A 14,512-nucleotide genomic window follows, 5' to 3' on the forward strand; every position below is an offset into this window, starting at 1 on the left:
CTAGGCTCCTATCGTTGGATCGATGACGCCGCTGAAGTCGAGGGTGCCGCCGGTAAACAGCAGCGCCGGTGCCGATGGGTCCTGCTCACCGGAACCGACCGGCTGCAACGCGCGTTTGCCGGCGCGATCCCACGTGGCCATGCCGTCGAACAGGGTGAAGGCCATGCCGTCCACGATCCGTCCTTCGACCCCCACGGTTGCGGCTGGCACTTCGAGCCGCACCCATCGGCCGGGCGGCGGTAGGGGCCCCATGTACTGCCGGCTGACGGTATTGTCGGTGCCCCACGGAATGAGGTTCTCTCCCCAATAGGCGCGATGCTCCCAACTGCCGTCATGCCACTGCAACATCAGCTGTCGAGGCATACGCGCAGGATCGAGGTAGACGTGCGCGAACAGGCGGTCTCCCACGCTGACGAACAGCGGGGCCTTGGCTCCTCGGAAAAAATGTTGGTGCATGCCGGCGGCGACCACCGATTGATGGGCGCGTGTGCCGGAGAGCGGTTCCGGCTTCATGCGCACCCAGATCCAGCCCTCGCCGTCGCCGAAGGGCGCGGCGCCTTCCGGCAGTTGATCCTCCACCCAGATCACTTCGTCCCCGCTGTCTGGTGCGACGGCGCGGAGCCTGGCCAAATCCATCGTCTCGTGCAGAACGGCTTCCAGGCTGTTGAGGTCCCAGGTCGCACGCCGATCCGAGGGCACGGCCAGCAACAGCGCCTGTGGAGGCGCGTTGTTCGGTTGATCGTAATGGAAGGCCACGCCGGTCGTTTCGCTGGGGCTGGGCACCGTCTCCACCCATTCGTCGATCAGGAGCCCGCAGAAGGGCTGGTCGAAGCGGAGCGGTTGTGCCGACGCCATCTGTGCCACCAGCGAGAGGCGCCCGCGTGGGAACGGCTGGTCCGGCGCCTGCGGCAGGGCCACCCAGCGATCCTGCGCCTGAAAGGGGAGTTGTCCGACCTGGAACCGGAGCGCGGCGCTGCCCACGGTTTCTGCATAGAGCATGGCTTCGTTTAGGCGCGTCGCGCCGGAGCGGACGTAGGCGACACGCTGGAACCAGGTGACGGCGGCCAGCGGATCTTGCCCTTGGAGCGAGAGGCCGGCGGCGAACGTCTCGTTCAACTGTGCAGCGTTGGCCGCAGTCAGGCGGGGCAACGCCAGGAAGTCTTGGCCGAAGATGATGCGCAATCGAGCCAGGTCGTGATCGCGCCGTTCTTCCGGCGTGGCGCTTGCCCGCTCGAAGCCCTGCTCGGATTCGGCCACGCGGTCCAGCCGACGTTGCGCTTCGAGGACGACCGAGCGCGCCTGAGTCAGGAGCAACGACCGCGCTTCCGGTCCCGTGCCGCCGATGTCCATCGGGACGGCGCTCGGTATGCCGAAGCTCGCCAAACCGAACAGGGCGCGGCGGACCTGGTCGAGGTCGGAAGTCAGGTCGTCTGAGGAGGGAGGTGATAGGAGGTCGTTCAAGATACGGTGCGCGCTGGTCAAGGCCTGCAAGGCGCGGGTCGCGCGGCCGGCAAACTCTTCATGGTCCAGGCCCGAGTCGGCAGGCGATTCGGGCAACGATAGGTCTCGTCCGTCGAGCGGGCGGGCGTTGCTGAGCAGGCGGCGCACCGTGACCGTGACTTCGCACCATTCGCTCACGCTGACGATCTCCACGCCCCAGCCGTTGTCGCGGCCAAACTGTAATCGAATGAGCGCGTCCGGCGGGACGGTCGCGGGACGGGTCTGCTGCAGCACGAACCGCCAACGTTGCTCCAATTCGGCCTGTTGCGCCCGGTCACTGCCTTCGGCCAGATAGACGGCATCCAGCGGTGCCAGCCCGAGCGTAGTGAGCGCGCTCTCGACCGCCTGATAGACCTGTCCGTCCTGCTGGTTGACGTAGTCCGCTTTGCAACGGACCTGGGCCGGGTTGGGCAGCAGCATCGCCACCCAGGCGTTGAGGATCGGTTCGGCTTGAGCCCGTGCCGATGGGGTGGTCGTCGGCCAGCCAGCCGGTGCTGTCCCGTCGGTCGCCGGAAACAGCGTGCAAAGGCGATGCGTCAACCCGACCCCGCTTCTCGGCGTGCGGATCACCTCCAAGTCAGGCGGCGGAACTTCACCCGCGGCGATGGCATCCAACGTGGCGCCGGAGCGGAGGGGGTTGCCTTGAACCAACTGATACACGCTCTCGGCCACGACGCTGTCGCCAACGGAGTCGACCAGATCGTCGAGCGCCTTGAGCGCCTCCACCAGCGCTGTGAAGTCCAGGCTGCCGGGCGGCGGAAATCCCAAGGTCGCGTTGCCGAACGGAATGGTCGTGACATCCCAGGGAGTTTGTGGCGCTTGCCGTTGTTGGCTTGCGGTCCATCGTCGGTGCAGGGCCAGCCCGTCCACGACGGCGGCAGCCGGCAACGACTTCAGTGCCTCATTCCATTGCGTGGCGAGGCGCGTGGTGAGTGCCGCCCTTGCGGCGATGAGGTCGGCCATGGCCTTGCCACGTTGCCCGCCTTCTTTGGCGAGTACTTGGCGGTCGAGTTCTGCGGCGAGTGTCTCTTGTCGTGCGACCAACTGCTGCGCGGCCGGAATCGAATCCGGATCGGCGACGTTGAGGAGCTTGGCCTGGGCCCGTTCCGCCAGCAGGCGCGTACCCTCTTGTGCGCTGACTCTCTGCCGTGCCGCTGCGGCTTGGGCCAGGGCTGTGGTATGGGTCTGGGTCAACTGTTCCACGCGGTTGTCCCATTCATCCAAGTCGCGCGCTTCCAACAACTGGACGGCAAAACGCCGAGCGGAAGGCTGCATCACTTTGCCCTGCGGTTTCGCCGCCTGTTGTTGCGCCAGCACCTGGGCCGCCTGCGTCGCCTGTGTCTCCGCGGCCTGCGCCTGTTGCGCGAGCGCGGCGATCGTCCCGATCTCGGCGCGATAGGTTTGCTCACGGCGCTCTCGCTCGGCCTTCAAGCCGCGGGCGTCCTCCGCTCGGCGCAGGGCCTGGTCGCGTTGTGCCGTCAGCAGGGTTACCTCTTGCGCCAACCGTTCGGCTCGTGTGACGGTGCCCCGGATGTCGGCGAAGCGGTCGTGGTAGGTGAAGCTGATGAGCGCGCGGAACCGTTGGATGTAGCGATCCAATCCGCGTTCGTGGAGATGGCGCTCGAACCGATACCCGAGCAGCGCGCTGAGGGACTGACCCTGGCGCACACCGTCGAGCAGCCACTTTGCCCGGTGGACCCGTTCTGACGACAGGTCGACCGCGAAGGGTGCGGCGCCGGATGCGCGATTCGACTCCTGCGAGAGATACCCGCTCCGCAGCACGGCTGCCGTCGCCGCATGGGCGAGCGAAGGGGCCTGGACGAATCCCTTATTTTGTTCCGAGCGCGAGATCGGCGTGGTGACACCGAGCGGTGGCGACGGGATCGGTTGCAGGGGGGCGGCTCGGCGGACCTGTTCCACCCAGCCGTAGGCGCCGAGCCTGATGCCGGCGGGCGTGGCCTGCCGCATGACGGCCAGCCGCCTGGTGGCGAGGGATGTCCCCCAGGCATCGAGGCGATAGGTGAGCAGATCCATCACTTCCGCGAGCAGCTGCTGCCGAACCGGTTCGGGCAAGGTCGTCACTTCGTCCCAGGCCGGCTCGTGCGGTGTGGAGAGCGCGCGAGTCAGCAGGAGTGTTCGGAAAGCGTCGGTGAGCAGCCGTTGCGGCACAGGCGGCTGTTGAGTGGAGATCTCGGGAAATTCGCGCAAGGTGTAACGAAAAGCGTTCGCTTCCTGCGCCAAGAGCACGACAGGGTTGGACTCCACCGTAGTCTGGAGGGCCTGGGGCACTTGGCGGCGACGTGTCAATTGTTGGGCACGCCACCAGGCAGCCAGAGCCTTGTCCTGGTCCTGATCGGTCGTCGAGATCCATCGGTCGAGCGCCGCCACCGGCAACAGGCCATAGGGTTGGCTGTCGACGCGCAGGACCGGCAGGGGTCCGCGGGCGCGGACGTGCTTCGTGAAGTGGTCGCGCAGGACGTCCGCTCCGGCTGCGCCGAGGAGTTGCCGTAAGAGCGGACTGTCGCAGAGCGCGAGAAGGGCTGCCTGCATGAGTGAGGCACGGCGTTGTTCCGCTCCGTCTGCTCCGCGGACATGGGCAAAGACGGAAGCCGGCAAGCCCAGGGCCTGCGCCAGCAGGTCACCGTCGGAACCTGGATGGATCAGCGAGGAACCCAGCTCGACGCCCATGCTGTCGGCGGCGTCGCGCCCGGTCGATCGATACCCGGCGGAGGCTCCCGCGGTGTTGTTCGTCGGCACCTGTTGCTCCACGAGGGCGAGACTGCCGGTGTAATGGTGAGCATCGAACAAGCGGACCAATCGGTCGGCCGTAGTCTGGGCATCCCACGAGGCCTTGAGACCTAGCACCACGATCCGGTCGAATCCGGCCTGGGCGTCCTCCTCTGTGATGGGAATACGTAGACCCATCCCGATCGATTCAGCCGCGTCGAAATCCGTGATCCACTTCATGCCTTCGTCGAGGGGCGGCAGCCCGTTGCTGTTGAGCGGGCCTGTGCTGCCTGGGTCCGGCCCGACCGCCACGGTCTCGGGGATTGGCTTGCCCCAGGCAGTGACGCGCGCTGCATCGCTGCGATAGCCGACGGCGACCCAGCGATCCGGGAGGACCTGGGTGTGGGGCGCGCGCGTCCAACTGTCGTTGCGACGAGAGACCGTTCCGGCTTGGGCGGGATCGAGCACATGGGCGATCCAGGCGGCGCGGGTCGTGCCGAATTGTTCCGTGAGGCGTTGCCAGCCCTGCCTAATGTGTTCCTGCCGGTCCGTGCCTGCCGGGGCGGCGGCGACATGGGCCCAAAACTCCTTGCTGCGGCGTTCTTCCTCTTCCGTGAGAGCCGGTTCGTGGCTGTCGAGATGGATGTCGTCCGGATACACGCGCAGCAGGAGGTCGGTACCCGGTCCCGTCCGTCTCGCGGCAAATCTGATTTCCACACGGACGGGGAACAGCAGCAGCGGATGGGTCGTGGCGACCGTGCCGCTGAGGCGATCAGTGCCAAGCAGCCGGGCGGTCGCGGCGTCACGAGTGGTTCGGTGCTCATCCACCTGCGCCGACAACGCCGCGACCTCGGCTCTCTTGCGAGTTACCGCCTCTTGTGTAGCCGTGATCTGTGCGTTCACCTGGCCCAACTCGGCCTGATAGAGCGCACGTTGCCTGATGAGCAGGGCGGCTCGCCGTTGCGCGGCTTGGGCCCGTGCGACGGCCCGGTCGTGTGCCGCTTGCAACTGCCGGAGTTTGGTCGCCCAGGCCCGGAGCAGGGCCGGGGGCACTCGTTCGGGAATATCTGGTCCTTCATCGATCGGTCTCACGCGGCTGATCCTTCCATCAACTTAGCCCACATGATTCAAGGTCGGTTCTGCTGCAATCGCGACTAGGGGCCGTCCTGTAGGACGGTCGTGACTTCAGCTTCAGCTGCCGCAAGGGCCTGCTGGGCCGCCGCCGCCTGCGCCTCCGCCTCGGGGATTTGCCTTGCGAGGTCGGCGAGAAGCGTCGTCAGTTCGTTGCGCCTGGTAAGCAAGCTCGCGAGGAGCGTTTCTGCATCCTCCAACTCGAAGCGCGCCACTAAATGGGATTCTTCCAATGTCGCCGTGCGGGCCGAAAGCTCCGCCGCCACCTGTTGCAGGGCCGCCCTCACCAGCGGGTCGCGGGTGATCTCGATGTTGACGCGCTCGATCTCGGTGAGCCTTGCTTGGAGTTCCTGCCGGCGGGGTTGGAGGGCGGCGATCGCGGCTTGGGTGGCTTGCACCGTGGCTGTCGCCGCCGCGACCTGGCGGTCCGCAGCCTGCACCAGTGCTTGGGCCTGCGTCACGCCCTGCTGCGCCTCGGCCACCTTCGCATGGGCTGCCGTTGCGGCGGCCTTGGCCTGGACGAGTTTTTTTCGCAGCGCGGCCAGGCGCAATCTCCAGGAAGCCGGGGGAATGCCGGGGGGCGGTTCGGATGCATCGAGAAGGTCCTGTCGCGCCTCTGCAACCTGTGCGTCTGTCGAAGCGGCGGCTGCCTGCAGCGGCGGAATGCGTGCCTGGGCCTGCGCCACGCCGTTCTGCGCGTTGGTGCGCTGGGCTTGTGCCGCGGTCACCGCCTGCTGCTGGGCGGTGAGTTGGGTCGTCAAGGTGCCCTGCTGTGCGGCCAAGGCCTGCAGGGCTGTCTGGAGTCGCACGGTTTCCTGTTCCAAGTAAGGCATGGTGTCGTCTCTTTCCGCCGCTACTGCTGGCCCGGTAGCCAGGTTCTGGCATGGACCGCCACGCGGAACGGCGGTTGTCTGGTGATGGTGGCCATGTGCGCCGAGTTTTTTCCCCATGGAATCTGATCGACGACGGTGTTGTTCAGCAGGCCGTCGATCGGCACATACACGATTTGTTTGAGCGCGGCCTCGTTCTGCGCCAGATGGCCCCAGGTGAGGTCGCGCCAATGGGGGGGCGTGCCGCCGTAGGTTGTGGCGACGTCCAGGCCGAATCGCGGTTCCGTCGGCTGCTCCTGCAACACGAAGAACCAGCCGGGGTGTCCTCCGGCTTTGTTGTCGGCTCCGCGCACGTCCGCTTCGGTCAGCGGAAACCCGAGCATGGTGATGTCCGGCGATTGCGTCGCGCGGAAAATCGGATACCGTTCCGTCGTGCCCAACTCCCGCTTGGTGCCATCCGCAGACCAGACGCTCTCCAACGCATAGACCATGGCCCTTGGATAACGCCGCAGGAGGTCGCCGCGGATAAGCAGGACCATCTGGCCGACCGCCGAACCGCGCGCGCTGTGGGTGCCGAGAAGGCTGTCCGCTGCCCAGGTGGTGATCCGCGTGATGTCGAAACGAGATTCACGTTCCGCCTCGGTGGTCGGAAGTTCGTCACCGCCGGCGTCCCAGAATTGCCGGAAGTAGGTGCCTCGTTGATCGGTCGGAAACCCACGCCAAAGCAGCTCGCGGCTCATCTCGTGGTTCAGCCCGACCATGTAGGCCTCGATCAACTCGGGATTGGTCTTCAGGAGCGCGATCGTGTTCGACGGCACCTGGTCCATGCCGGGCAGCAACAGGTTCGGTGCGTAGTCGCGCAGGGGTTCATACATCGGCTGTGGAAAACTCGGCGCGAAGGTCGTCAGCTCCGTATTCTCGACGGTCGGCATCGTGTTCCGCACTGCGGCCAACACTGCGTCTTTGGGTGCCAGGCGCCGCAGCACTTCCACCTTCAACTCCGACCATTCGCGTAACGCCGGCACCTGCCGCTGTTTGGTGGCGACGGCGAATTGCATGAGCGGGCGAAACGCCTGGCCGGCCGTCGAAGCGGGCGACGTGGGGGGGAGCCGAAGGCCGTCGAGTTTGGCAGCGTGCGAGGCGATCGGGCCGTGGGCGCGGGTCAGGCGGCGAAATGCGCCGGTCACGGCCGGATGGCCGAAAAGTACGCGAGAGGTCTCAGTCGGCGGCGTCGCGGGGGACGTGGCGATGCCCGTCAAGGCTCGTAACGCCGGTCCCGTGAGTTGCAGCAGCCCGGCCGGGTCGAGCGCGGCGAAGTGTTTCTTCGAGAGACTGTCGCCGACCGCCTCCGCCAACTGCGCGCGCTTGAGTCGTTGTCGATCCCGCCGTTCTTGTTCCAATTGATCCCAGGCCGAAGCCATCAACGGCTCCTGCTCGTTGCGAATCACCATCGTGCCGATGCCGGCGGCGATGCGGTGGCGCGGATCAAGATTGAGATCGCGGAACCAGTGCGGCGGTTGGTCGGCGGGCGGCACGCTGTCCCGGTCTACGTACCATTGCCCGTAGAGGGGCGGGCCGAGGAGGGCGGGGGCTCCGCTCGTGCCGGCCATGGCTGCCGGCGCGTTGAGGATGGCGCCAAGGGCCAGTTGGAACGTTTTGCGCGGTTGGTCCGGCCAGGGGCGCGGTTGCGTCTCCGGAGTCTGCAGGGCTCCACCCAGATCCAATAGGCTGCCCGGTGCACCAGGTGGCAACGTCGGCATACCCCAGCCGGGGGTTCGGATGTCCACCGGCCGCAAGCCCACGGTGGAAGGCAGGGACTGGGCCTTCAAACGGCGCGCGAGCGATTCGAAGTCTCCCGCCAGGCCGGTCCGGAACTCCCACTGGAAAAAAACCGGCAGCGTGACCGGTCCGGCGGCGTTCTTTGCCCAAGCCGGTTTCAAGGCCTGTTCGTCTTCCGGCGTGATCGGCTCGCCCAGACCCGCTTTCCTCCCCACGTCGTAGGTGGGCACGAGGCAGGCGTAGTAGGGCGTATTAGGATCGAGGCGCCGCGGCGCCAGCAGCCGCGAGAGCGTCCGTTCAGGATGGTCGTTGAGTATCTGTTGCAACGTCGCGCGTGGTGAAGGATCAGGTGTCGAGCTCTGGCCTGCTACGATCTGGGCATGGGCCCAGGCCCAGGACTGGTCGAGGTCGGGCAAGTCTTCCAGGGTGCAGGTGATCGCCGGCAGGGGCCGCTGCGGGTTGGTCTTGAGCGTGGCCCGTTCCTTGGGAACGACGATCAAGCAGATCCAAGGACGGAGTCGCCCTGCGCCGTCCGCCGCAGCCGGGGTAAAGAGCCAGGGGAAATCGGGGCGATCGAATTCGATGGCCGGAAAATAGTTCGGCTCGAAGTCGGTCATGTGGGCATGCGGCTCCGTGCGAATGATCTCGCGCGCGTCCAGGCCGGTGATGTCGCCGGGGCCATAGAGTTGCACGTTGACGTCGATGGGTGCGCGGTCGTTCACCCGGAGACGGATGGGGAGGGCGAGGCGTCCCGCCGTGGCAGGGCTGGTGGCGCCGGGACCGGAGAGGCCTGCGAGGAGTCCTTGGCGAAGCCAGGAGTAGAAGCGATAGGTAGCTGCGGTCGGTTCAGGCATGGTGTGTCATCCCATTTGAATCATGTCGTAACTGCTGTGGTATGCCGCCGTTTGCGAGCCGGGGCTTGGCCGGCGGCGCCGAAGCGGGCCACCCGCGCCAACACGGCCGCCGAGAGCACATAGCCCGGCGTGGGCCGCTCCGGCGGCCGGGTCGGATCGAGCAGCACGGTCTCATAGGCAATCGGCGCCGCGAGGCCGGCCTCGTCGTCCACCGCGAGATCGTCGGCGGCCACCGTGAGGCCGCCGTCGAGCGGCACAAACGCCGGTTGCGCCAACTGCTCGTCCTCGCGCAGGTCTTCATACTGGGCGAGGGCGAAGGGCTCCGACACCGGCGTCGTCCGCCAGGCTTGCGCGCCGGCGCGATCCGTCACCGAGACCGTCACCGTCGTGGGCCCGCCGACCAACGGGGCTGTGCCCAGCTTCGTGAGCGGTCTGTTCAACGGCGCGATCCGCTCGCGCAGCGTCAGCTCCGCCCAGGGATGCACGCGGAGTCCGTTGGCCGGCGGCGGCGTCTCTCTGATGGTCACCACCGGGGCACTACTGCGTGGAAGCGCCCCACTCCAATTGCGCCGGTCGGCCAGGGCCGCGGCGATCAAGCCGACGACATCCACCGCAACCGGCAGCGGCGGCGCCGTCCTGCTTCCGAACGTCCGTGAGAAGGACACCGAGACCGAGAAGAACAGGATCTTGATCGAGGCCTTGCCCTCCACCTGCCAGGGTGTGGGCCCGGCCAGCCGGCCTTTGAACGAGACGCCCACCAGCAGCCGCCCGCGATAGCGCAGCGCCAAGGCGGCGCCCACGTCGACCTCGAAGGCCAAGGGGGCCAACTGGATGATCGCATCGAAGCCGAGCATCCCGTCGAAGCTGAACCCACCCCCCGCCGCATGCAGATCCACCCGGGCGCCGAACTGCACCGTATTGGAGGTGACCGCCAGGTAGGCTTGGCAGCGTAACTGGAGCGAGTTCCCGTCGGCCAGCTGCAACGCCAGCCGTTGTAACGCCGGAAGCCCCGGCGGCGGCGTAAAGCGCGGATGGAACCCGCCGATCGCCAAGACGAACTGTGGCTGACGCCCCCAGCCCGCGCGGAGCGCCATGTCGCCGGTCAGGGTGAATTGCAGAATGCGCGAATCATAGAGCGTCGCATCCAACGCCACGGTCTCGGCACTCACATCCAGCACGCCCAAGGCATCCATGCGAATCTGCACGAGCGGATGGGTCTGGTTCGGCAACAGCACTTGCAAGCGGCCCAAGACCACGACGCGAACCGGCGACGGCAGTTCGACGAGCAGGGCCAGGTCGAGGGTGAGCAGGGTCGGGCTCCCCCAGCGTAGTTGCACCATTGGCCCGACCACATGGCGGCCTGCCGTCGGCGGGAACACGCGGCGCAGGTCGCTGAAGATCTGCGGGGCATTCCGCAAGGGATCGGGGGGAAACAACACCGAATTCAACGTGCCGGTCTTGAGGCCCTCGCGCAGCACGTCGGTGCGGACGGTGCGATGCAGGGCGACCAGGCCGCCGATGCCGGTGAGGGTGAAGCCCAAGCCGACGGGAATCGGCGCGAAGCCTTCGGCGGTCAGCAGAAGCACGAGCGAGAAGCCCTTGCTGCCGTCGGGCAGACGAGTGGTGAGCAGCCCCAGGGCCTTGATGGCGAGCGTCTCGGCCAGCTCCAGCTGCAGCATCCCGCTGTATTCGGCCCGTTGGGGATCGAAGCCCAGGAACCCGCCGCCGGTCACCCCCGCCGTCGCAATCGCCAGGCCCAGGCCGGTCGGAGGTTTGAAGCCAAGTGAGAGGTCGAGCGGTGCCAGGTTCCCACCGCCTGGAGGGAGCCGGAGGGTCGCAACGAATCCCACCTGGTCGATGGCGGCTGTGACCGGGCCAAGTTTGAGGGTGGCGCTCGTGGCGGCCTCGATGTCGATGCCTTGACCCTCGCCGCTGTGCGACCGGACTGCGAGCCGCAGCGACTCGATCGAAATCGCATTGAACAGGGTGACGTGCAGGGGCAGGGTCGCTTCGAATCCCACTCCGCCTTGCAGCGAGAGCCCGCGGTGGAGCGACCACTCACCGGCCAGCTCGAAAGGAGCGGTGGCGCCATTCTTTGGGAAGATCTGGGCGAGAAACCCATCGGCCTGGGAGAAATCGATCACCACCGCGCCCTGTTCCATGGCGAAGGCAATCGTCGGGTTCAGGGGCGCGCGAGCCGGTGCGGCCGCGTCGACATGCAGCTCCAGTTTCACGGAGGCGCGGAGGCCCTGCATGGCCAAGCGAGACCCTTCCGCCGAGCCGATCACGACAAAGGGTTCAGCGTTGCTCTTGCGGGCGAACTGGGCCCCCAGGCTCACGTCCATCGCGGCGCCTGCCGGCAATTGGAAATCGAGATCCAAGGGGGGGCGAATGGAAGCGGTCAGATCGCTGCTGACGCGGGCGACCGTATCGAAGGTCACTTGCCATGCGTCCTCGGTGATGGTGTCGCTGCGTTCGATCGAGGCCGGCGCACGCAACGTGACGTCCAGGCCGGGCGGCGAGAACGTCGGGTTGACCTCGGCGTTGAACCCGAAGGCTTCCAACAGCGCCGGCTCACCGGATGGGTGGAGGATCTCAGCGGGAATGCCGAACTTCTCGTTCAACAACCTCTGTAACATCGTGAACAGTGTCAGCCCGTCGAACGAGGGCGCGCCCCAGCCATAGACTTCACGCAGCAATCCCGTCGGATCGGTGAAGAGCTGCAGCAGGCGAGTGAGATGCAGGGTCTTCCGGACGTAGGGGCCTTGCAGCGACCCCTCCGGCAGGCCTGGCTCGTCGACAACCTCGATCGCGCCGGTGCCGAGCAGCAGCAGGGCCACCTGAGGGAATCGGACTTCAAGGTAGTCGGCTACCAGACGATGCAGAAGCCGTTCCGGCAACAGACCAGCGAAGGCAGCGAGTTCAGTCTTGTGTCGAGGCGAGAGGGTTGCATCGTTGCCGAGTGTTTGGAGGGCCCGCACCACTCCCTCGATGCCTTGGAGTGTGGCGCGCAGTTGTTGCAACAAGGCGGCGACGGTGGCGGCGATGGCTGCGCGATCGTCCTGCGTCACGGCTTGGGCCAGGTCGTTGATCAGCGGAGTGAGTTCGGCAGCAGCCGTGGCCGTGGCGGTCAGGGCATTATCCAGTGCGGTCGCGTCCGGTTCCAACTCGTATGAGCGCAGCCCCAGCCAAGGTAGCACTTCGTCCAACGTGCCGGTCTCGGCGCGCTGCACCAGCGGTTCGAACACCCGCGCGAGTTCTCCGGCCAATTGTTCGAGCGATCCGACGACGGTGCTCATGGTCGAGGCAAGCTCCGTGGTTCGATTGAGACAGGGAAACTCTCCGTCAGCAGCATAGGCACGAACGATCGGTACCGGTCGAGACTCTGCCGCAATCTCGGGCTGCCCTGTCGGGCCAGCAGATCCAGGCAGCGGTCGAGGTATCGAGAGGCCGATTCTTTCTCGATCGGCAGGGGGCCGTCACCGGTCCTCGGGCCGTGGATGAGGCGGCGCAGGAGCGTCGGTCCCGCCGCGCGATGCCACATGGTCGCGATGCGCCGATTGCTGTTGATCAGTCGCCGGGCTTCGCTGAAGTGTCGGCTCATGGCGGCGGCGACGTGCTCGCCTTCCGGATAGTCCTTGAGCCGCTCCCGGAGCGTGCGGAGCCAGGAGGTGAACGGCGCGGGACTGCCCGTGAAGGCCGAGGGCGGAATCATCCGAGGCGCGCCGCCGCCTCCTCCACCGCCTCCGGGCCCGCCGCCGGCGGCTTCCGCGCGCACGGCCTCGATGGCGGCTTGGACATTGAGCTTTCCACCGCCCCAGGTCGCGTCCCATCCGCCGGCCGGTCTTTCGCGTGCCGTCGCCTGCAAGTGGCGGACGATGTCGGCCCTGGTGAGCCGAGGATTTTCCTCCAAAAGCAGCGCGATGGCCCCCGCCACGTGCGGGGCCGCCATGCTGGTGCCGGTCAGGTCTTCATACAGACAACAGCAGGCATCGGGGCAACAGTCGCAACAGCGACCCCGCAGGTTGGCGGCATCGGCCTTGGCGGATGTGATCTCTAATCCCGGTGCGGCGATGTCCGGTTTCTGGTTGGTCGCGGCACCCCTCGCGACGGGGCCCCGACTGGAAGAAGAGACGATCCCGGTCGACGGCCAGCAATCGCAGCGGCTCGTGCGTGAGGCATGGTTGGCGACCGTGATGACTTGGGACGCGGTGCCGGGAATGCTGAGCGTGGCGTCGAGACTCGCGCGGACCTTGCCGTCATCCGGAGTTTTCGAGGGCAGGAACCAGGGCGTGTTTTTGCCGCGTTCGATCCAACAGTGAAAATCGACGGGCGTAGCGTTGGGATTGGCGAGGGTCAGCTTCCACGAGCCGTTGAGCATGGCGCCACGACGGGGACGTTCCAGGGTGATGCGGAAGTTGTTGTTCCGGTCATGTTCGCCGTTGATGGTGCCGTCCACCGTCACGTGGGTTTGCCGGTTGGCGGCAGCTGTGGGATTGGCGATGAAGGGCGGCGCGGCGGCGTTGGCCGGGAGGTCGGTGCCATGGTTGACGACGCCGCTGGCGGTGCCGCCTGGCGCGGTGACCGTCAGGTTGAGCGTGCCGGCCCGGTCGTACCAGAGGTCGAGCAACGCATCGCGCCTGCGACCGTTCGGGACTTCGAATTCCACCTCCAGATTGCCGTTGCCCGGCACGCGACCTTGCACGTGTCGCAACATGCCGCCTTCGTTACCGGCCGATTTGACGACGATCTGCGGATGGTGCAGGAAGTCGCCGGTTTCCACGTGGGCGTCGATCGCCAACTCGACGGCGCTCGTGCCGTCATGGGGCCCCAGGTTGTCGCCTTGGCTGATGTTGATGACCTTCGGTTTGTCGATGCTGCTGAGAAAGCCGAAGATGAAGTCGATGGCTTCGATGAGACGTTGGTTTTCGCCGATCTCCTCTTCGTCGGTATAGTCGTAGCGAACGACGATGAGTTCGGCCTCCGGTGCCACGCCCACATAGGTTTGGCTGACGTGGCAGCAGGTCGGAGGTCTGCCGTTGCCGGCGGCGATGCCCGCGACATGGGTACCGTGGCCCTCCCGGTTGTTGCTGGCATCGACATCTTTGGTGCGGACGGTGGCTCGGCCCTTGAGCGCTTGAGTGATTTGGTCTTGATCGTAGACGACGCCGATATTGTTGGGCCCTCTCGTGTCGCCCGCTCGAAAGTCCAACATTTGATCCCAGATCGCGAGAATCCTCGATTTTCCACTCGCGTCGACAAACGAACCGTGCCGCCAGTCGATGCCGCTGTCGATGATGCCGACGACGATGCCTTTGCCCTTACGCGAGTGGGGGCCGCTGTGCACGGCGGTGGCGCGGATTTCCTTCAAGCTGAAGTTGAGTTCGCGATGCATGCGGCGCGGCCCCTCCACGGTGGTGACGTGGGTGATGGCGGCCAGGTCGTCGAGCCGGTCGAAAGCGATGACGCCGGTGGCGACGCTGTAGCCCTTGCGAGGATGGCGGACGAGCGTACGTCGCACGAAGCCGGCGGCGGTCAGGTCATCCACGTTGCCGGTGAAGGCGACGATGACTCCCACCTGCTCACTCTTTGCGCGGGAGCGTGTTGTGGGCGCGGCTATGGCCATCTCACCGGTGGCCTGTTTGGCGCGGAGTTTCGACCGCAGTCCGGGATCGAGTTTTTTGTTCATCG

5 protein-coding genes are annotated in these 14,512 nt (G+C 66.4%); all 5 read right to left on the reverse strand.

Annotated features, from left to right (window positions below; genetic code table 11):
* Entirely contained in the window at positions 1 to 5,319 is a 5,319-nt protein-coding gene (locus tag HRU82_17980) for a hypothetical protein (protein QOJ36723.1), read from the reverse strand.
* A gap of 62 nt (positions 5,320 to 5,381) precedes the next feature.
* The gene (locus tag HRU82_17985; protein QOJ36724.1) at positions 5,382 to 6,191 is read right to left on the reverse strand and encodes a hypothetical protein; all 810 of its coding nucleotides are present in this window, start codon (positions 6,189 to 6,191) and stop codon (positions 5,382 to 5,384) included.
* Positions 6,192 to 6,211: 20 nt separating this feature from the next.
* Entirely contained in the window at positions 6,212 to 8,821 is a 2,610-nt protein-coding gene (locus tag HRU82_17990; protein QOJ36725.1) for a hypothetical protein, read from the reverse strand.
* A 20-nt stretch (positions 8,822 to 8,841) separates the two neighbouring features.
* Positions 8,842 to 12,120: a hypothetical protein gene (locus tag HRU82_17995; GenBank protein QOJ36726.1), complete on the reverse strand. Its 3,279-nt coding sequence runs from the start codon at positions 12,118 to 12,120 to the stop codon at positions 8,842 to 8,844.
* The gene (locus tag HRU82_18000) at positions 12,117 to 14,510 is read right to left on the reverse strand and encodes a S8 family serine peptidase (GenBank protein ID QOJ36727.1); all 2,394 of its coding nucleotides are present in this window, start codon (positions 14,508 to 14,510) and stop codon (positions 12,117 to 12,119) included. The genes HRU82_17995 and HRU82_18000 overlap by 4 nt, the downstream gene beginning before the upstream one ends.
* Positions 14,511 to 14,512: the final 2 nt, after the last annotated feature.

The sequence above is a fragment of the Nitrospira sp. genome, from assembly GCA_015709715.1.
In the GTDB taxonomy this organism is placed as follows: Bacteria; Nitrospirota; Nitrospiria; order Nitrospirales; family Nitrospiraceae; genus Nitrospira_A.

What these genes read in the sequence shown, in the direction of transcription:
- HRU82_18000 (QOJ36727.1), bottom strand. Translation starts at nt 14,510, where the DNA reads ATGAACAAAAAACTCGATCCCGGACTGCGGTCGAAACTCCGCGCCAAA.
- HRU82_17990 (QOJ36725.1), bottom strand. Translation starts at nt 8,821, where the DNA reads ATGCCTGAACCGACCGCAGCTACCTATCGCTTCTACTCCTGGCTTCGC.
- HRU82_17995 (QOJ36726.1), bottom strand. Translation starts at nt 12,120, where the DNA reads ATGAGCACCGTCGTCGGATCGCTCGAACAATTGGCCGGAGAACTCGCG.
- HRU82_17985 (QOJ36724.1), bottom strand. Translation starts at nt 6,191, where the DNA reads ATGCCTTACTTGGAACAGGAAACCGTGCGACTCCAGACAGCCCTGCAG.